Source organism: Pseudomonas sp. CCNWLW23, from assembly GCF_037095675.1.
Classification (GTDB): Bacteria; Pseudomonadota; Gammaproteobacteria; order Pseudomonadales; family Pseudomonadaceae; genus Aquipseudomonas; species Aquipseudomonas atacamensis.
Genome location: NZ_JBAWKM010000011.1, coordinates 111,482 through 130,627, shown reverse-complemented (window position 1 = coordinate 130,627; position 19,146 = coordinate 111,482). Strand labels below are relative to the sequence as shown.

General features: G+C 61.1%; 15 protein-coding genes and 1 tRNA gene. 4 read left to right on the top strand and 12 right to left on the bottom strand.

The window, feature by feature from the left end; genetic code table 11:
• The 3 genes from V8J63_RS15720 to V8J63_RS15710 all read left to right on the top strand — a co-directional run bounded on the left by V8J63_RS15720 (position 1) and on the right by V8J63_RS15710 (position 2,838).
• Positions 1–80: transfer RNA gene (locus V8J63_RS15720), tRNA-Leu, on the top strand.
• A 185-nt stretch (positions 81–265) separates the two neighbouring features.
• Positions 266–1,273, top strand: coding sequence for an extracellular solute-binding protein (locus V8J63_RS15715; RefSeq protein WP_336464302.1), 1,008 nt, complete (start codon positions 266–268; stop codon positions 1,271–1,273).
• The gene (locus V8J63_RS15710) at positions 1,273–2,838 is read left to right on the top strand and encodes an ABC transporter permease (protein WP_130888319.1); all 1,566 of its coding nucleotides are present in this window, start codon (positions 1,273–1,275) and stop codon (positions 2,836–2,838) included. The genes V8J63_RS15715 and V8J63_RS15710 overlap by 1 nt, the downstream gene beginning before the upstream one ends.
• 90 nt (positions 2,839–2,928) lie before the next feature.
• Here the strand turns inward: V8J63_RS15710 and V8J63_RS15705 are convergent, their stop codons facing one another.
• The 12 genes from V8J63_RS15705 to V8J63_RS15650 form a co-directional block, all read right to left on the bottom strand.
• Complete coding sequence (locus V8J63_RS15705) at positions 2,929–4,863, bottom strand: methyl-accepting chemotaxis protein (RefSeq protein WP_336464301.1); 1,935 nt, start codon at positions 4,861–4,863, stop codon at positions 2,929–2,931.
• A 139-nt stretch (positions 4,864–5,002) separates the two neighbouring features.
• Positions 5,003–6,292, bottom strand: coding sequence for an adenylosuccinate synthase (locus tag V8J63_RS15700; RefSeq protein ID WP_016771943.1), 1,290 nt, complete (start codon positions 6,290–6,292; stop codon positions 5,003–5,005).
• 54 nt (positions 6,293–6,346) lie between these two features.
• Positions 6,347–7,534, bottom strand: a complete 1,188-nt coding sequence (locus V8J63_RS15695; protein WP_336464300.1) for an ATP phosphoribosyltransferase regulatory subunit — start codon at positions 7,532–7,534, stop codon at positions 6,347–6,349.
• A gap of 313 nt (positions 7,535–7,847) precedes the next feature.
• Complete coding sequence (hflC, locus tag V8J63_RS15690) at positions 7,848–8,717, bottom strand: protease modulator HflC (protein WP_016771945.1); 870 nt, start codon at positions 8,715–8,717, stop codon at positions 7,848–7,850.
• A complete protein-coding gene (gene hflK, locus V8J63_RS15685) occupies positions 8,717–9,883 on the bottom strand; it encodes an FtsH protease activity modulator HflK (protein WP_024011368.1) in 1,167 nt (388 codons plus the stop codon). Before hflK ends, hflC begins: the two co-directional genes overlap by 1 nt.
• A gap of 96 nt (positions 9,884–9,979) precedes the next feature.
• Positions 9,980–11,281 carry a ribosome rescue GTPase HflX gene (gene hflX / locus V8J63_RS15680; protein WP_016771946.1) on the bottom strand — a complete coding sequence of 434 codons (1,302 nt, stop codon included), beginning with the start codon at positions 11,279–11,281 and terminating at the stop codon, positions 9,980–9,982.
• 12 nt (positions 11,282–11,293) lie between these two features.
• A complete protein-coding gene (hfq, locus tag V8J63_RS15675) occupies positions 11,294–11,560 on the bottom strand; it encodes an RNA chaperone Hfq (RefSeq protein WP_016771947.1) in 267 nt (88 codons plus the stop codon).
• A 95-nt stretch (positions 11,561–11,655) separates the two neighbouring features.
• Positions 11,656–12,627: a tRNA (adenosine(37)-N6)-dimethylallyltransferase MiaA gene (miaA, locus tag V8J63_RS15670; protein ID WP_122508585.1), complete on the bottom strand. Its 972-nt coding sequence runs from the start codon at positions 12,625–12,627 to the stop codon at positions 11,656–11,658.
• Entirely contained in the window at positions 12,627–14,534 is a 1,908-nt protein-coding gene (mutL, locus tag V8J63_RS15665; protein ID WP_024011367.1) for a DNA mismatch repair endonuclease MutL, read from the bottom strand. Before mutL ends, miaA begins: the two co-directional genes overlap by 1 nt.
• Positions 14,531–15,910: an N-acetylmuramoyl-L-alanine amidase gene (locus V8J63_RS15660; protein ID WP_370593506.1), complete on the bottom strand. Its 1,380-nt coding sequence runs from the start codon at positions 15,908–15,910 to the stop codon at positions 14,531–14,533. The genes mutL and V8J63_RS15660 overlap by 4 nt, the downstream gene beginning before the upstream one ends.
• 51 nt (positions 15,911–15,961) lie before the next feature.
• On the bottom strand, positions 15,962–16,432 hold the full coding sequence (tsaE, locus tag V8J63_RS15655) for a tRNA (adenosine(37)-N6)-threonylcarbamoyltransferase complex ATPase subunit type 1 TsaE (protein WP_016771950.1): 471 nt from the start codon (positions 16,430–16,432) through the stop codon (positions 15,962–15,964).
• Positions 16,420–17,919 (bottom strand): NAD(P)H-hydrate dehydratase, encoded by a 1,500-nt coding sequence (locus V8J63_RS15650; protein ID WP_336464299.1) that lies wholly within the window; start codon positions 17,917–17,919, stop codon positions 16,420–16,422. The genes tsaE and V8J63_RS15650 overlap by 13 nt, the downstream gene beginning before the upstream one ends.
• A gap of 63 nt (positions 17,920–17,982) precedes the next feature.
• Between V8J63_RS15650 and queG the strand changes: the two genes are divergently transcribed.
• Positions 17,983–19,077 (top strand): tRNA epoxyqueuosine(34) reductase QueG, encoded by a 1,095-nt coding sequence (gene queG / locus V8J63_RS15645; RefSeq protein WP_125926271.1) that lies wholly within the window; start codon positions 17,983–17,985, stop codon positions 19,075–19,077.
• Positions 19,078–19,146 lie beyond the last annotated feature (69 nt).

Sequence of the window (19,146 nt, the reverse complement as noted above, 5' to 3'; positions counted from 1 at the left end):
TGGTGAAATTGGTAGACACGCCAGCTTCAGGTGCTGGTGACCTTACGGTCGTGGAAGTTCGAGTCTTCTTCTGGGCACCAATTCAAATTCAAGGTTCAGGCCTTGGATTTCACAAAAACCCGCGAAAGCGGGTTTTTGCGTTTCTGGCTTCCTGAATTTCGCCATCCCTACAGGATCGCTAGTCGCCCCACAAGGCGCACTTGAGAAACAATATCGTTTATCATTGTTGCAAGTTTTTGCAATGCGACAGTGAGGAACCCTGCGAATGACGTTTCGAAATACCCTGCGCCGAGGCCTGACCTTCACCCTCCTCGGCCTGGCACTCGCCACTCCCCTCACCCAGGCTGCCGAGGTTTCCCTGACTCTCTACAACGGCCAGCACAAGGAAGTCGGCGACGCGATTGCCAAGGCTTTTGAAGCCAAGACCGGCATCCACGTCAACGTGCGCAAAGGCAGCAGCAACCAGCTCGCCAGCCAGATCATCGAAGAAGGCGACCGCTCGCCCGCCGATGTGATCTACACCGAAGAGTCGCCGCCGCTGAATAACCTCGGCGAACAGGGTCTGCTGGCCAAGGCCGATGACGCCACCCTAGCGGTTTTGCCGGAAAAATACGTCGCCGCCAACGGTACCTGGATCGGCGTTACCGCGCGCGTGCGCGTGGTCGCGTTCAATCCGAAACTGATCGATGAAAAAGACCTGCCGAAATCGGTGATGGAATTCTCCGAGCCGCAGTGGCAAGGCAAGGTCGGCTTCGTGCCGACCAGTGGCGCCTTCCAGGAACAGGCAGTAGCAATCATCAAGCTGCACGGTCGTGACGCCGCCGAAGAATGGCTGACCGGCCTGCGCGCGTTCGGCAAGACCTACAGCAACAACATGGTCGCACTCAAAGCTGTGGAAAACGGCGAAGTCGCTACCGTACTGGTGAACAACTACTACTGGTTCGCCCTGCAACGCGAGAAAGGCAAGCTCGACTCCAAGCTGCATTATTTCACCGGCGGCGACGCTGGCGGCTTGATCACCGTGTCCAGCGCTGCCGTGCTGAAATCCAGCAAACATCCAAAAGAAGCCCAGCAATTCCTCGCCTTCATGGCCAGCGAAGAAGGTCAGCGCGTGATCACTCAGACCACCGCCGAATACCCGCTGCACAAAGGCATGGAGTCGGATCGCGGCCTCAAGCCGTTCAGCGAACTGGAAGCGCCGAACGTCACTCCGGCGGATCTGGGCAATGCTGAAGAAGCGCTGGAGCTGGAACGCGAAGTTGGCCTGAACTGATGGCAGCATCGTTATCGGCCCCCGCCGCGCGCGGGGGTTACGTGCCACGACGCAAACGGCCGTCAATCTGGCTGGTGCTGCCGGTATTGCTACTGGTGGTCATGAGCCTGCTGCCACTGGCCTATGTCGGACTGAAAGCCTGGCAGGCCGGCTGGGCCGAGGCGCTGCATTTGCTGTGGCGCCCGTATGTGTTCGGCCTGTTGCGCAACACCTTGGCACTGATGGTCGGCGTGACGGTTACCTGCGCCGTGATAGGTCTGTCGCTAGCGTGGCTGCTGGAGCGCAGCAATCTGCCGGGGCGGCGCCTGTGGGGCGTGATCCTGTGCCTGCCGTTTGCGGTGCCGGCGTTTGTCAGCAGCTTCACCTGGGTCTCGCTCAGCGCGCAATTCGAAGGCCTCGGCGGGGCGATTCTGGTGATGAGCCTGTCGAAGTATCCGCTGATCTTCCTGCCAGTTGCGGCGACCCTGCGCAATCTCGATCCCTCCCTCGAAGAATCCGCCCGCACGTTGGGACAGAATCGCTGGGGCGTATTTTTCCGCGTCACCCTGCCGCTGCTGTGGCCATCGCTGCTGGCCGGTTCGCTGCTGATTGCCCTGCACATGCTGGTGGAATTCGGCGCGCTGTCGATCATTGGCCTGCAAACCTTCACCACGGCGATCTACCAGCAATTCGAACTGGAATTCAGCAATGCCAACGCCGCGATGCTTTCGGCGGTGTTGCTGGCGCTGTGTCTGCTGCTGTTGTGGCTGGAGCTGCGCGTGCGTGGCAAGGGCCGGCATGTGCGCACCGGCCAGGGCGCGGCGCGGCAAGCTGAACAGGTAAAGCTTGGACCGTGGGCGGCGCTTGGTCAGTTGTATTGCCTGTTGCTGGCGATTATCGGCAGCGGCATTCCGTTGGGGATGTTGGCGTATTGGCTGGCGGTCGGCTCATCGGCGGCGTTCCCGGTAGCGGCGATCACCGAGGCGCTGTTGTCATCGCTGGCATTGTCATTGGGCGGCGCGGCGCTGTGCCTGTTATTGGCAGTACCGGTCGGACTGCTGGTGGTGCGCTATAAAGGCCAATTGGCAATCTGGGCCGAACGCCTGCCTTATCTGCTGCACGCGCTGCCGGGGCTGGTGATTGCGTTGACGCTGGTGTATTTCGCCCTGCATTACGTGCCAGTGCTGTATCAAACGTCGGGCTTGCTGCTGATCGCCTATGCGCTGCTCTTCCTGCCATTGGCGCAGGCGCCGATCCGTACTGCGCTGAACAAGGCTGCACCGCAGCTGGAAGAAGCGGCGCGGACATTAGGCGCATCGTCGTTCACCGCGTTTTGCCGGGTGACCTTGCCGATCATTTTCCCGGCACTGGGCGCAGCGTTTGCGCTGGTGTTTCTTGATGCGATGAAGGAATTGACGGCAACGTTGCTGCTCAGCCCTACCGGACTCAATACATTGGCGACCGAAGTCTGGGCGCATACAGCGAATGTCGAGTTTGCCGCGGCGGCGCCTTATGCGGCGTTGTTGATTGTGGTCTCGGGGTTGCCGGTTTATCTGCTGACAACACGGATGTATCTGAGCCGCTGATACCGTATTCGCGAGCAGGCTCGCTCTCACAATGGGTTGAGTTTCCCTGTGGGAGCGAGCCTGCTCGCGAAGAGGCCAGCCCGGATACCACTAAGCGCGGAACTGCCCCAGGCTGGCTTTCAATTGCGCCGCCAGACCATCCAGCACCTTGCCACTGGCCGTGGTTTCCACCACTGCCTGCGCCGCTTTCTCGGCCTGCGCATGAATCGTTTCGACGCGCCCACGCACTGCCTGTGCACCCTGCGCCTGATGCGCTGCTGCTTGCGTCGCCAGACCGATCGCCGCGTGCACCTGCTCAACCGAAGCCTGCACCGACTGCTGCAACCGCGCACTGTCGCGCAAGACCAGCAAACCTTCGCTGGCCTGCCGTCCGGCCTGACCAATCGCCTCGACTGCCTCACGTGCGCCCTGTTGCAGAGCAACGATGTGCGCTTGAATATCACCCGTCGAGCTCTGCGTTTTGCTCGCCAGTGCACGCACTTCATCCGCGACCACGGCAAACCCACGCCCGGTTTCACCGGCGCGCGCCGCCTCGATCGCAGCGTTCAATGCCAGCAGGTTGGTCTGTTCGGCGATGCCGTGAATCACCGTCAACACCACCTCGATCTGCTCGCTCTGCTGCGCCAGTCGCTCGATAACCTTCGCCCCGGTATCGACCTGCCCGGCCAGCGCTTCGATCAGGCTGCCAACTTTCGCCGAAGTCCGGGTGTTCTCATCGGTGGCCTGACGAATATCGACAACCTGCTTCAGCGCCGCCTGCATTGCCTGACTTTCCGACTGCGCCTCGTCTGCCATTTGCGACAGCGCGCGAAGGCTTTCTGCAACTTCATCGCGCTGCATTCCGGCAGCCGCATCGGCGCCAGCGTTGCGCAAAGTCATCGCGCCGATTTCCACGCCAGTGCGCTGAGCGACATCGCCCGCCTCGCGTACGATCGGCTGCAATTTATCCACAAAGCGATTGACCGCCGAGGCCATGTCGCCGATTTCATCCTTGCTGTTGATCTGCACACGCTTGGTCAGATCGCCCTCGCCCGCTGCCAGATCGCCCATCGCCGCATTGAGCATTTTCAGACGATTGACCACACGATGACCGAGCACCACGGCCAGCAACAGCAGGACGCCGCAACCGACCAGTGCTAGGCCAAGGCCGATACGCCAGCGCAGTGTCGCGGCAGCGTCTTGAACGGTTTGTGCGGTGTTGGCTTTCATTTCGCCAGCGGTGCCCTGCGCCGATTGCAGGCGCGCCTGCATTGCCTTGGCGCTGTCCGCCGCTGCGCCTTTGAGGCTGTCGCCGACCAATTGATCGCTGCTGGCAATTAGCGCGAGGAAGCGCTTGTCGAGCTCGGCCAGATCGCTTTCCACCGAGGCCGTGGAGACACCCATCAGCACTTTGCCGATTTCCACGCCATTGGGATTGATCGAGGCTTCGAGGTAGTAAACCGAAGGATCGTTTTTCGCCGCATCGAGTACTTTATCCAGCGCACGCTCGCCCTGACCTTTTTCCAGCAAGGCCTTGTTGATCGGATTTTCACGGTTGAGATAACGGGTCAGATGCTGGCCGGTGGCGTCGTCATACACCACGAACAGCACGTTGGGATTGCGCTGGGCGCGACGAGCGAACTCCGAGAGCGTCGGCACGTCGCTGTCCCACATGGCACGCGGCGCTACGGATGCAAGCAACTGCGCCATGTCGTTGGCCGAATCTTTCAGATCCTTTTCCAGCGTCGCCCGCAGTTGCGCCTGCTCTTCTTTGAGGCGTGTGGACAGGCCAGCCGTGAGGCGCTGACGAGTGCTGGCCGATAACGCATCAAGACTTGAAGTGACTTCACGCCCCGCCTGCTCCAGCTCACCGGAGAGTTTCTGGCTGTCGGCACCCAGGCGCACGGCCAGATCGGCTTCCAGCGCGGTCACCGTGCTCCGCGTCAGGGCAACCGCCACCAACACCTGCACCAAAAGGGCGATACCAAGGGTAACGAACACCGGCCGCAACAAACGGCTTTGTAACAGTGAGAGAACGGCTGACACTTTAAATCCCTCTACTTCTGACGCCATTAATTTGATGGCACTCTTGTAGACAGATTCACAGCAAAGGTCATGCCGTCCAACAGGCATAAACGACAAAGGCCCCGATTAAGGGGCCTTTGTTTTTTACATCAACGACTTATCAAGCGAACGGATGACGCAGAACGATGGTTTCATTGCGGTCCGGGCCCGTCGAAATAATGTCGATCGGCGCGCCGATCAACTCTTCAACGCGTTTGATGTAGGCACGAGCATTGGCCGGCAGCTCTTCCAGGGTCTTGGCGCCCACGGTCGATTCGCTCCAGCCCGGTACTTCTTCGTACACCGGCTGCAGGCCGACGTAGCTGTCAGCATCGGTCGGGGCAACAGCATTGCCTTGCGCGTCCTTGTAGCCGACGCAGATGTTGATGGTTTCCAGGCCGTCGAGTACGTCCAGCTTGGTCAGGCAGATGCCCGAGATGCTGTTCACGTCGATAGCGCGACGCAGGATGACGGCGTCAAACCAACCGCAACGACGGGCGCGACCAGTGGTGGCGCCGAACTCGTGACCCTGCTTGGCCAGGTGCGCACCGACTTCGTCAAACAGCTCGGTCGGGAACGGGCCGGAACCGACGCGAGTGGTGTAGGCCTTGGTGATGCCCAGGATGTAGTCGAGGAACATCGGACCCACGCCCGAACCGGTCGCCACGCCACCTGCGGTGGTGTTGGAGCTGGTCACGTACGGGTAGGTGCCGTGGTCGATATCGAGCAACGAGCCTTGCGCGCCTTCAAACATGATGTCCTTGCCGGCACGACGCAGGTCGTGCAGCTCGGCAGTCACGTCGAGCATCAGCGGCTTGAGCAGCTCAGCGTATTCCTTGCACTCGGCCAGGGTCTTTTCGAATTCGATGGCTGGTTCTTTGTAGTAACCGACCAGCATGAAGTTGTGGTAATCCACCAGTTCACGCAGCTTGTCTTCGAAGCGTGGCATGTTCAGCAGGTCGCCGACACGCAGGCCACGACGGGCAACCTTGTCTTCGTAAGCCGGGCCGATGCCGCGACCGGTGGTACCGATCTTCAGCTCGCCACGGGCCTTTTCACGGGCCTGGTCCAGCGCAACGTGGAAGGACAGGATCAGCGGGCAGGACGGGCTGATACGCAGGCGCTCGCGCACCGGTACACCTTTCTCTTCCAGCTTGGTGATCTCGCGCAGCAGGGCGTCAGGTGCAACCACCACGCCGTTGCCGATCAGGCATTGCACGCCTTCGCGCAGCACGCCCGACGGAATCAGGTGCAAGACGGTTTTCTCGCCGTCGATCACCAGCGTGTGACCCGCGTTGTGGCCACCCTGGTAGCGCACTACGGCGGCAGCATGTTCGGTCAGCAGATCAACGATCTTGCCTTTGCCCTCATCACCCCACTGGGTGCCCAGGACTACGACATTCTTACCCATAACACTTGTCCTCATTCGCGCAAACTTGGTGCCGGCGATGGCCGGCAGGAAAACTCAAGAAGCCAGTGGCGATACTTGCCAAAGCCCGTTCTGCTGAATCAATTGCCGGTCGCAGTCCGCATCACGGGCGGCGGCCAAAGGTTGTCCAGGCAAGGCCTGAACGACACGCTGACCCTCACTGCGCAACTGGCAAACCTGCTGCCAGAGTGCCGCATCCGTACTGTCAGGCATCCAGATACCGCCAGACGGTAGCTCGATCTCAGCACGCCCCAGGGTCACCAGGGTTTTCAAATCGGTAGAGAAACCAGTCGCCGGACGGGCGCGACCGAAATCGGCGCCGATGTCATCGTAACGACCGCCCTGCGCGATGGACTGGCCAACGCCCGGCACGAACACCGCGAACACCACACCGGTGTGGTAGTGGTAGCCGCGCAACTCGCCGAGGTCGAAATACAGCGGCAGCTGCGGGAAGCGCACGGAAAGACGCTCGGCGATCGCCAGCAGATCTTCCAGCGCCGCCAGCACCGGCGCCGGCGCATTGGCCAGACGCTCGCGGGCAGCGCTCAACACTTCACGGCCGCCACACAGATCAACCAGTGCGCGCAGCATGCCCGACAGATCGACCGGCAGGCCTTCGGTCAGGGTAATCACTTCATCGATGGCCTTGCGCTGCAGGGCATCGAACAACTGCTGTTCAACTTCACCAGACAGACCGGCGGCGCGCGCCAGACCACGGTAGATGCCGACATGGCCGAGGTCCATGTGCACGTCCGGCACATCGGCCAGCTGCAGCATGGCCAGCATCAGACTGATGACTTCGACATCGCTGCTCGGGCTGGCGTCGCCGTACAGCTCGGCGCCCAGCTGGATCGGGCTGCGCGAGGACGACAATGCACGCGGCTGGGCATGCAGGACGCTGCCGGCGTAGCACAGACGGCTCGGGCCTTCGCGACGCAGGGTGTGCGCATCGATGCGCGCCACTTGCGGCGTGATGTCGGCACGGAAACCCATCTGCCGGCCCGATTGCGGGTCGATGACCTTGAAGGTACGCAGATCCAGGTCCTGGCCCGCGCCGGTCAGCAGGGATTCCAGGTACTCGATATGGGGAGTCACGACGAACTCGTAACCCCAGCTCTGGAACAGATCCAACACCTGACGACGCGCAACTTCAATGCGCGCCGCCTCCGGTGGCAGTACTTCTTCGATGCCATCTGGCAGCAGCCAGCGGTCTACCGTTGCCATTACGCCATTCCCCTTTGATCCGGGCGGCCAGCACGAGGGCGAGCCTTGAGTGAAGCAGAAAATGATCGGGGCGTTCAAAACGCACGCGCATGAACGACGCAGCGAAAGGCCGGCTGGCGGCTTCGCCCATCACTTTCCTCGAAAAACGCTCGGGCTATTCAAACCCGACGTCTGCAACAAAAACAGCAATCAAACGTGCAGACGCAAAAAAGCCGGGAATTTCCCGGCTGCCGCATCATACACACGTTTTCCGAAAGGATCACCCCGCCCGAGGTTTTAGCCGCCGGGCGGACTGATTCAGGTCAACGTCGTATCAAGGTTTGGCTTTTTCCAGATAACGGAAGAAGTCGCTGCTTGGGTCGAGGACCAGGACGTCGGATTTGTTCGCGAAGCTTTCACGGTAGGCACGCAGGCTACGGTAGAAACCGTAGAACTCCTGATCCTGGCCGTAGGCCTTGGAGTAGATCGCAGCAGCCTGGGCGTCACCGTCACCGCGAACCTCTTCGGATTCACGATAGGCTTCGGCCAGCAGCACGCGGCGTTGACGATCAGCGTCGGCACGGATGCCTTCGGCCAGCTCGTTACCCTTGGCGCGGTGCTCGCGAGCTTCACGCTCACGCTCGGTGCTCATACGTTCGAACACACTGCGGTTCACTTCCTTCGGCAGATCGATGGCCTTGACCCGGACATCGACGACTTCGATACCCAGCTCTTTTTCCGCCATCTTGTTCAGCGACGCAGTGATGTCAGCCATCAGCGCATCACGCTCACCCGACACCACTTCGTGCAGGGTGCGCTTGCCGAACTGGTCACGCAGGCCCGATTCGAGACGACGGGACAAACGCTCGTCGGCGATCTGCTTCAGACCCGAAGTCGCGGTGTAGAAGCGCTCGGCATCTTTCACCCGCCACTTGGCGTAGGCATCGACCATCACGGCTTTCTTTTCCAGAGTCAGGAAGCGCTGCGTCGGTGCATCCAGCGTCAGCAGACGCGCGTCGAATTTGCGCACCTGGTTGACGTAAGGCACCTTCACATGCAGACCCGGCTGGACATCGGCCTGAACCACACGACCGAATTGCAGCAGCACCGCGCGCTCGGTCTGAGCGACGATGTAGAAGCAATTCCAGCCCACCAGTACCACAACGACGCCAACGATCAGGGCGATCAGCGATTTATTGCTCATCAGCGGGTCTCCCTTGTACGCGTCTGCGGCACGTCGGTGACATGCGGCGTGACGTCCGTGTTGTTGCTGGCGGCCGAACCGGTCACCGGTGCATTACCCGAACTGTTCTGGATCATCTTGTCCAACGGCAGGTAGAGCAGATTGCTCTGGCCGTTCTTGTTGCCGGTCACAAGGACCTTGCTGGTGTTGCTGAAGACTTCCTGCATGGTGTCCAGGTACAGACGCTCGCGGGTGACTTCAGGTGCCTTGCGATACTCGGCGACCAGTTTGGTGAAGCGATCGGCCTCACCCTTGGCGCGCGAGATGGTCTCGTCGCGATAACCGTTGGCATCTTCGATGATGCGCTGGGCCTGACCACGGGCTTCCGGCACCACGCCGTTGGCGTAGGTTTCGGCCTGGTTGCGCGAACGCTGCTCGTCTTCACGGGCGCGGATCACGTCATCGAAGGCTTCCTGCACTTCACGCGGTGCCGCTGCGCTCTGTACGTTCACCTGGGTGACGGTGATACCGGTGCGATAGGTATCGAGGAAGCGTTGCAGACGCTCCTTGATTTCGCTGGCCATCAATTCACGACCTTCGGTCAGCACCTGATCCATGGCGGTGGAACCGACCACGTGACGCAGCGCACTTTCAGTCGCGTGCTGCAGGCTGATTTCCGGCTGATCGACGTTCAGCACGAAATCCTGCAGGTTGCTGATCTTGTACTGCACGGTCAGCGGCACTTCGACGATGTTCTCGTCTTCAGTCAACATCTGGCCCTGCTTGGTGTACGCACGCTCACGCGTCACGTTCTCCATGTACTTCTTGTCGATCGGCGGGAAGTAGATGTTCAGGCCCGGGCCGACAGTCTCGTAGTACTTGCCGAAGCGCAGCACCACGGCTTGCTCCTGCTCGTCCACCACGTAGACCGCGCTGTACAGCCAGACAGCCGCGAGCACGACCAGGCCGATGCCGAGCAGACCGCCGAAGCCGCCACTGCTGCGCCCCGACCCGCCGCCGTCATCACCGCGTTTCTTACCACCACCGAACAACCCGTTCAGGCTTTCCTGCAGCTTTCGGAAGGCCTCGTCGAGATCCGGTGGCCCCTTGCGGTCGCCGTTATTGCGGCGCTTGCCACCCCAGGGATCCTGATTATTCGAGTTGCCACCCGGCTCATTCCAAGCCATAGCGCTCTCCATCTGATAAAGCAAAGACGCACCCACGGCGCGCCGACCAATGCTACAGAATGCCTGCCGTTGCGGCACAACCGCTTTGTCAGGCTTTTATTGCAAAGTGTGTTGCTCGATGAATTCCATCGGCTGCAATCCTTCGCGGCTTACCAATCGATTCAACTCGATCCGGGGCAAACGAACGGCCAGCAGGCTGACACCTTCTTCATCGTATTCTTCTTTCTGCACCGCCCCGAGTTCGAAGAACTGCGCACGCAGCCGAGCGAAGCGTTGCGGCAAGCGCAAGGTACCGACGAACAGATCACTGCCGAGCAGCTCGGCGATGGCCTGTTCAAGCAATTCCAGACCGCTGCCATCGCGCGCCGAGAGCCAGACCCGTTGCGGCTTGCCATCGGCATCACGCTGGATCTGCGGCTCGACGCCTTCAAGCAAATCGAGTTTGTTATAGACCTCGAGGATCGGCAAGTCCTGTGCACCAATCTCGCCCAGCACCACCATCACCTGCTCGATCTGCAACATGCGATCCGGTTCGGCCGCATCGATCACGTGCAACAGCAGGTCGGAATTGCTCGACTCTTCGAGCGTAGACCGAAATGCCTCGACCAGCTTGTGTGGCAGGTGACGAATGAAGCCCACGGTATCGGCGAGGACGATCGGACCGAGGTCGTCAAGCTCCAGCCGGCGCAGGGTCGGGTCGAGCGTGGCGAACAGTTGATCGGCCGCATACACCTCGGACTTCGTCACGTTGTTGAAGAGTGTCGATTTGCCCGCGTTGGTGTAGCCCACCAGCGAAACGGTAGGAATGTCCGCACGGGATCGGCCACGGCGCGACTGCTCGCGCTGACTGCGCACCTTCTCCAGCCGCCCCTTGATCTGACGCAGGCGAACCCGCAGCAGACGGCGGTCGGTTTCCAGCTGGGTTTCGCCCGGACCGCGCATACCGATACCGCCACCCTGACGTTCAAGGTGAGTCCAGCCGCGAACCAGCCGCGTGCTCATGTGGTCAAGCTGGGCCAGTTCGACCTGCAGCTTGCCCTCATGGGTGCGTGCGCGTTGGGCAAAAATATCGAGAATCAGCCCGGTGCGGTCGATCACGCGACACTCGAAAACACGTTCGAGGTTGCGTTCCTGACTGGGCGTGAGGATGTGATTGAAAATCACCAGATCGGCTTCTTCAGCCTTGACCAGGTCGCGCAGTTCCTCGACCTTGCCGCTGCCGATCAGATATTTGGCGGTTGGCCGATGACGCGGCACGTTAAAAAACGCGACGGTCTCGGCGCCAGCCGAATTTGCCAACTCCTGAAACTCCTGCGGATCTTCGCGCGCCTCAGGGTCCTGTCCATCCAAGTGAACGAGGATGACTCGTTCACCACCACCGTGGCGCTCAAAGAACAAAGGAGACTCCTATCAGGCGTTACCCGGCGCTGCATCGGCATCGCCCTGTTCGTTTTCGGTTGCGCTAGGCAGACGAATTGGACGAACCGGCACGACGGTCGAGATAGCGTGTTTGTAGACCATCTGGCTTACGGTGTTTTTCAGCAGGATCACGAACTGGTCGAACGACTCGATCGTCCCCTGCAGCTTGATACCGTTGACCAGGTAAATGGAAACCCCGACTTTCTCTTTACGTAAAGTGTTCAGGTAAGGGTCTTGTAGCGAATGCCCTTTTGACATGTGCCGCACTCCTTTAAGGATTCAATAATAAAAACAGGTAAATTCAGATGGCTTCGGCCGTCACACCCCCAAGGATAGACGGCAATTGCAAGGACTCAGCTCAATATGGAGATGGTCCCAAGGTATTTCAAGGCGCGTGGCAGATTGTCGCAATCAAGACTGTCCAGCCAGTGCAAATCGTCCCAGCTGCGCAGCCAGGTAAACTGGCGTTTGGCCAATTGGCGCGTGGCGATGATGCCCCGCTCCTGCATCTGGGCCAATGTCAGCTTGCCGTCCAGGTAATCCCAGACTTGGCGGTAGCCTACCGCACGTATAGACGGCAACCCCGAATGCAGGTCACTTCTTTTACGCAGGGCTACGACCTCGTCGATGAATCCCTGTTCCAACATATTTGTGAATCTTTGTTCAATTCGCTGGTGCAGAACCTGACGATTCGCCGGAGCAATGGCCAGGTTCGCGACAGTATAGGGCAATTGTTGGCGTCCCGAAGCGGCTGCTTCAGTACTTTGCGCAGATTGTTGCTCGCGCAGGGCGGTCATGCTCTGCCCGCTGACTCGATACACTTCCAGTGCCCGACTCAAGCGCTGCGGATCATTGGGATGAATGCGCGCCGCCGACACCGGATCGATCTGCGCCAACTGTTCGTGCAGGGCTTGCCAGCCAAGACGCGCAGCTTCTTCCTCGATCTGCGCACGCACCTCGGGATCGGCCGCCGGCATGTCCGCCAGACCTTCGACCAGAGCCTTGTAATAGAGCATGGTGCCGCCGACCAGCAGCGGGATCTTTCCTCGCCCAGTGATCTCGGCCATGGCCTGCAACGCGTCGCGACGAAAATCGGCAGCGGAATACGCTTCAGCAGGATCGAGAATGTCGATCAGCCGGTGCGGATATTCGGCGAGCAGTTCTTTCGAAGGTTTGGCCGTGCCGATGTCCATGCCGCGGTAGACCAGCGCCGAATCGACACTGATCAATTCGCACGGCAGCACTTTGGTCAGCTCGATGGCCAGATCGGTCTTGCCCGCAGCGGTCGGGCCCATCAGGAAAATCGCTGGAGGAAGCTGGCTCATCAACGACCGCGCAGGAACAGTTTGTCCAGATCGTCCAGACCCAGCTGGGTCCAGGTCGGTCGGCCATGGTTGCATTGACCGCTGCGTTCGGTGTTTTCCATATCACGCAGCAGGCCGTTCATTTCCGGCAGGGCCAGACGCCGGTTGGCGCGGATCGCGCCGTGGCAGGCCATGGTGCCGAGCAATTCGTTGAGGTGCGCCTGAATCCGGTCGCTGGTGCCGTATTCCATCAGGTCCGACAGTACGTCGCCGACCAGTCGATTGGCTTCGGCCTGCTTGAGCAATGCGGGAATCTGCCGGATCGCCAGGGTTTCCGGCCCCAGGCGCTGCAATTCAAAACCAAGGCGCTGAAACCAAGCGGCGTGTTCTTCAGCACAATCGGCCTCGCGCTGACTCACGGCCAGCGACTCCGGCACCAGCAACGGCTGGCCACTGAGACCTTCGCTGGCCATGGCGATCTTCAGGCGCTCGTACATGATTCGCTCGTGGGCGGCATGCATGTCCACCAGCACCAGACCATGGGCGTTCTCGGACAAAATATAGATGCCCTTGAGCTGCGCCAGTGCATAGCCGAGCGGCGGGATATCTTCCTGACCGGTTGGCAGCGCGCTGGCATTGGCTTCAGGCAGCGGCGCGAAAAACTCTTTGTAAGCGGCTTGAGCCTCGGCAGCGGGCAGCGCCGATTGCGGACGCGGCGTGTATTGATACTGATAAGCGCCGCCAGCGCTGGCCCCGGATGACGTGTTGAACGCCGGTTGCGCCTGCGGCTGCTCCAGCAGCGCATTGGCGGCCAGACGCATCTCGCCCTGTGGGCCGAATTCGCCCGCCTCGATCCCGCTCGGCCGAACGATCGCCGTGGTCACCGAACCGGCAAGCTGATCTTCCGGCCGTACATCGCCCAATGCACGATGCAAGGTGCCATAAAGGAAGTCATGCACCATGCGCCCGTCACGGAAGCGCACTTCGTGTTTGGTCGGGTGCACGTTGACATCTACCGCCGCCGGATCGACTTCGAAAAACAGCGCGAAGGTCGGGTGCCGGCCATTGAACAGCACGTCGCGATAAGCCTGACGTACCGCATGGGCCACCAGTTTGTCGCGCACTGCTCGGCCGTTTACGAAGAAATACTGCAAGTCAGCCTGGCTACGGTTGAACGTCGGCAAACCGACCCAGCCCCACAGGTGCAAGCCATTGCGTTCGATCTCGATCGGCAGCGCCTGCTCAAGGAAACCCGAACCGCAGATCGCCGCCACACGCCGGGCGCGGGCTGCATCATCGTGGGCCTCGTGCAGGCTGAGGATGGTCTTGCCGTTGTGGCGCAGATGAAAAGCCACGTCGAAGCGCGCCAGCGCCAGACGCTTGATCACTTCTTGCAAGTGATCGAATTCGGTTTTTTCGGTCTTGAGAAATTTGCGCCGGGCCGGGGTGTTGAAGAACAGGTCGCGGACTTCCACCGAAGTGCCGACCGGATGCGCCGCCGGCTGCACGCGCGGCGCCATGTCCCGGCCTTCGGTCTCGACCTGCCAGGCCTGATCGGCATCGCGGGTGCGCGAGGTCAGGGTCAGACGCGCCACGGAGCTGATCGACGCCAGCGCCTCGCCACGGAAACCCAGGCTCATCACCTGCTCGAGGTCTTCGAGGTTGCGAATCTTGCTGGTGGCGTGACGGGCCAAGGCCAGCGGCAGGTCATCGGCAGAAATACCGCTGCCGTCATCGCGCACGCGCAGCAGCTTGACGCCGCCCTGCTCGACATCGACATCGATACGCTTGGCGCCGGAGTCGAGGCTGTTTTCCAGCAACTCCTTGATCACCGAAGCCGGGCGCTCAACCACCTCACCGGCGGCAATCTGGTTCGCCAGCCGCGGGCTGAGCAGCTCGATGCGCGCCGTGTTCATTACCTGGTTCATTCTTTGGACGCCAGTTCGGTGCCTGGAATGGTCAGGTGCTGACCGACTTTCAACTCGTCACTTTTCAGGTTGTTTGCAGCACGCAAGGTGGCCGGCGAGACCTGATAGCGCACGCCGATCATCGCCAGGGTTTCCCCCGGGCCGACACGGTGGTCGCGCGGGCCTTGGGCGATCTTGCCGGAATCACGCAGCCAGGCAATGTAAGTGCCCGGTGGCGGATTCTGCTGGAAGAACTGGCGCACGCCGCTGCTGATCGAACGGGCCAGCGCTTGCTGGTGGCTCGATGCGGACAGTTTGTTCGCTTCGTTGGCGTTGGAGATAAAGCCGGTTTCGACCAGGATCGACGGGATGTCCGGCGACTTCAACACCATGAAGCCGGCCTGTTCCACGCGCTGTTTGTGCAGCGGCGTAACGCGACCGATGTTGGTCAGAACCTTCTGGCCGACGTTGAGACTGGAGGTCAGCGAAGCAGTCATCGACAGGTCGAGCAACACGCCCGCCAGCATACGGTCCTTGTCGTCGAGGCTGACGTTGCCAGCACCGCCAATCAGGTCGGACCGGTTTTCACTGTCGGCCAGCCAACGGGCGGTTTCGGACGTAGCGCCACGATCAGAGAGGGCGAACACCGACGCCCCGAACGCGGCTGCGGACGGCGCGGCGTCGGCGTGGATCGAGACGAACAGGTCGGCGCCCTTCTTGCGGGCGATTTCGGTACGCCCGCGCAATGGAATGAAGTAGTCGCCGGTACGGGTCAGCTCGGCGCGGAAGCCTTTCATGCCGTTGACCTGACGCTGCAGCTCGCGAGCGATTTGCAGTACCACGTCTTTCTCACGCTGGCCGCGCGAACCGGACGCGCCCGGGTCTTCGCCACCGTGGCCGGCGTCGATCACCACGATAATGTCGCGTTTGCCGGCCGGGGCTGGCGGCAGCTTGATCGCCGGTTCGGTCGGGGTCACCGGCACTGCCGGCACGGTCGCCACCGATGGCGTAGGGGCCGGCGGCGGCGCGGCATCGGCCGGGTTGTCGAACAGATCGACCACCAGACGGTTGCCATACTGCGCGTTCGGCGCCAGCGAGAAGCTTTTTGGAGTGACGGCTTTTTTCAGGTCGATGACCACGCGCAGGTCGGTCGGGGTGCGCTGGGCCGAGCGCATCGCAGTGATCGGCGTGTTCGCGGTCTGCACGTTCAACGGCGCGCCGAGGGTGGCGCCGTTTATGTCGATCACCAGCCGGTCCGGCGCGGTCAGGGTGAAAACGCTGTGCTGCACCGGGCCGCTGAGGTCAAAGACCAGTCGCGTGTTGTCCGGCGCCCGCCACAGGCGCACGCTGTTGACCTTTGAATCGGCCACAGCGTTGACGGTTACTGCCATCAACATCAGTCCAGCGGCAGCCACCAACGCGCGAAAGCGCATACCAAACCCCATCATTTAATTGGATTCCAATGCCAAAGCGGCACACCAGGCCTCGCCACGCGAGCCCTGGGCTAAAATTTTCAGCGAACGCCCGCTGTCTTGCGGGCTAATGGTAATGGTCAGGTCGGGCTTTGGCAAAAAGCCTGCACCTTTATCGGGCCACTCGATCAGGCACAGGGCATCGTCTTCGAAGTAGTCACGGATGCCGAGAAACTCCAGCTCCTCGGGATCGACCAGGCGATAGAGGTCGAAGTGGAAGGCACGAATGTCACCGATCTCGTAGGGCTCGACCAAAGTGAAGGTCGGACTTTTTACCGCGCCAACATGCCCCAAACCGCGAATGATGCCCCGCGACAGGGTGGTTTTGCCCATACCCAGATTGCCCTCGAGAAAAATCAGGCCATGGCCCTGGGTGACGCGGGCGATCCGTGCGCCAAAGTCGCTCATCGCCTGTTCATCGGCCAGGTACAGGGTTACTTCAGACACGGTGCTTGCTCCTCCAACAACTGACGAATGGCTGGAATCAGATCACTGGCCGCCAGCCCACGGCCGAATTTGCCTTGTTGCATACCCGCGTTGGCGTGCAGCCAGACGGCCAGGCATGCCGCATCGAACGCGTCCATGCCTTGGGCCAGCAATGCGCCGGTGAGACCGGCCAACACATCACCCAACCCGCCCGTGGCCATCGCCGGATGGCCCTGATGACAGAGGGCCAGACGTCCGTCTGGATGGGCGATCAGACTGCCGGCACCTTTCAGAACCACTACCGCTGAATACTTTTTGCTCAACGCCAGAGCAGCGGCCGGGCGATCGGCCTGCACCTCGGCGGTACTGATGCCAAGCAAGCGCGCCGCTTCACCCGGATGCGGGGTGATCACGCAATCCTTGGGCAACTGGACAAAATCGCTGGCCAGCAGGTTCAACGCGTCAGCGTCCCACACCTGCGGCAATGGTGCATTGGCGGCAGCCGACAGCAGGGCACGGCCCCAACTGGCCTGACCGAGTCCCGGCCCGATCACCAATACCGAAACCTTTTCCAGCAGACCCATCAGTTGATTGGCTGACGAGGTGCCGAGCGCCATCGCCTCCGGCACCCGAGTCAGCGCCGCCGGCACATGCTCTGGGCGAGTCGCCAGCGAAACCATGCCCGCGCCGCCGCGCAAGGCCATTTCCGTGCTGAGCACAATCGCTCCGCCGAAACCGTGATCGCCGCCGATCAGTAACACATGACCAAAGCGCCCCTTGTGCGAGGTCGGCGCACGCGGCGCAAGTGCTGGGAGATTAGCGGCGCTCAGGCGCTGAGCGCAGACAGGAATGTCACTGAAAATTTCGTCGGCGGCTTGCAGATCGCTGAAGACCAGTTCGCCGATATGATCCGCCGCGTCGCCGGTCAACAGCCCGATCTTCATAGCAATGAATGTCACCGTTAGATCGGCGTGGACCGCGACCCCCAGTTCACGCCCGGTATCGGCACATAGCCCGGAAGGGATATCGACCGCCGCTACCGGCAAACCGCAGGCGTTGATCGCCTTGATCGCCGATGCATACGGCTCGCGCACTTCGCCGCTCAGACCTGTGCCGAGCAAGGCATCGAGGACGACACCGCGCAGCTCGCTTTGCCCCTGCCAGCCTTGCACCACAACACCAGCAGCCACCGATTCGGCATGGGCCAGTGCGGCATCGCCCTGCAAACGCTGCGGATCGCCGACGGCGAGAACCCGCACCGTCCAACCGGCCCGCAGCGCCAGCCCGGCCACCAGATAACCGTCGCCAGCGTTGTTGCCGTGCCCGGCGAGCACCGTCAGTTCGTTCGCTGCCGGCCACTTGCGCACCAGTGCGCGCCACGTCGCGCGGGCGGCGCGCTGCATCAATTCGAAGCCCGCCGTGCCGGCGGCGATCAGCCGCGCGTCGAGTTCGCGCACCTGCGCGGCGCGGTACAGCGCGTCGGGTAATTCATCTTTCGTCTGCGGCATGCGTCTTCGGGCTCCGATGTCTGGCAGAATTATACGCACCTCAGCTCCGGTTTCTCTCGCCTCATGTCCGCCATCACCACAGACCTGCCCGCCCTCGCCCAATCGATCAAGGATTGGGGCCGCGGGCTGGGCTTCCAGCAAGTCGGCATCAGCGGTCTGGACCTGGCCGAACACGAGCAGCATCTGCAACGCTGGCTCGACGCCGGCTATCACGGCGATATGGACTACATGGGCGCCCATGGCAGCAAACGCTCGCACCCCGACGAGCTGGTGCCGGGCACGTTGCGCGTGGTTTCCCTGCGCATGGACTACTTGCCGGGCGATACCGAAATGGCCAAACGCCTGGCTGAACCGGAAAAGGCTTACGTGTCGCGTTATGCCTTGGGCCGCGATTACCACAAATTGATCCGTAAACGTGTTCAACAATTGGCCGACAGGATCCAGGCAGAGATCGGCCCGTTCGGTTTTCGTGCCTTTGTCGACAGTGCGCCAGTGCTGGAAAAAGCCATCGCCGAACAGGCCGGGCTGGGCTGGATCGGCAAAAACACCCTTGTACTGAATCGCAAGGCCGGCAGTTATTTCTTCCTCAGTGAGTTGTTCGTCGACCTGCCGTTGCCGGTGGATGAACCGCATAGCAGCGAACATTGCGGCCGTTGCACTGCGTGTCTGGATATCTGCCCGACCAACGCCTTCGTCGGCCCCTATGTGCTGGACGCGCGGCGCTGCATTTCCTATCTGACCATCGAGCTGAAAACCGCGATTCCCGAAGAGTTGCGGCCGTTGATTGGCAATCGCGTGTTTGGCTGCGACGATTGCCAGATCGTCTGCCCGTGGAACCGTTTCGCCCGGCCGACCGGGGAAAACGATTTCAAGCCACGGCACAATCTGGATAACGCACAGTTGGCCGAGTTGTTTTTGTGGGATGAAGAGAAGTTTCTAAGCAGCACCGAAGGTTCGCCATTGCGGCGCGCCGGGTATGAGCGCTGGTTGCGCAATCTGGCGGTGGGGCTGGGAAATGCGCCTTCAACGATTCCGGTGCTGGAAGCGTTGAAGGCGCGACGGGATTATCCGTCAGAGTTGGTCAGGGAACATGTCGAGTGGGCACTGGAACGGCACGCCCGCCGCGCGTTCGCAAAACCGGCAAGCGCAATGTTCTAATCGTAGCCGGACCTTGAGTGCTCCTGCTTTCGCTATGTATCGTTTCATTGCGTGCTCCAAGCTTATTGT

Bases quoted from the DNA above. Each gene is read 5' to 3' on its own strand.
- V8J63_RS15715 (WP_336464302.1), top strand. From the start codon at position 266: ATGACGTTTCGAAATACCCTGCGCCGAGGCCTGACCTTCACCCTCCTC.
- V8J63_RS15710 (WP_130888319.1), top strand. From the start codon at position 1,273: ATGGCAGCATCGTTATCGGCCCCCGCCGCGCGCGGGGGTTACGTGCCA.
- V8J63_RS15700 (WP_016771943.1), bottom strand. From the start codon at position 6,292: ATGGGTAAGAATGTCGTAGTCCTGGGCACCCAGTGGGGTGATGAGGGC.
- V8J63_RS15695 (WP_336464300.1), bottom strand. From the start codon at position 7,534: ATGGCAACGGTAGACCGCTGGCTGCTGCCAGATGGCATCGAAGAAGTA.
- hflC (WP_016771945.1), bottom strand. From the start codon at position 8,717: ATGAGCAATAAATCGCTGATCGCCCTGATCGTTGGCGTCGTTGTGGTA.
- hflK (WP_024011368.1), bottom strand. From the start codon at position 9,883: ATGGCTTGGAATGAGCCGGGTGGCAACTCGAATAATCAGGATCCCTGG.
- hfq (WP_016771947.1), bottom strand. From the start codon at position 11,560: ATGTCAAAAGGGCATTCGCTACAAGACCCTTACCTGAACACTTTACGT.
- miaA (WP_122508585.1), bottom strand. From the start codon at position 12,627: ATGAGCCAGCTTCCTCCAGCGATTTTCCTGATGGGCCCGACCGCTGCG.
- mutL (WP_024011367.1), bottom strand. From the start codon at position 14,534: ATGAACCAGGTAATGAACACGGCGCGCATCGAGCTGCTCAGCCCGCGG.
- V8J63_RS15660 (WP_370593506.1), bottom strand. From the start codon at position 15,910: ATGTTGATGGCAGTAACCGTCAACGCTGTGGCCGATTCAAAGGTCAAC.
- V8J63_RS15650 (WP_336464299.1), bottom strand. From the start codon at position 17,919: ATGCCGCAGACGAAAGATGAATTACCCGACGCGCTGTACCGCGCCGCG.
- queG (WP_125926271.1), top strand. From the start codon at position 17,983: ATGTCCGCCATCACCACAGACCTGCCCGCCCTCGCCCAATCGATCAAG.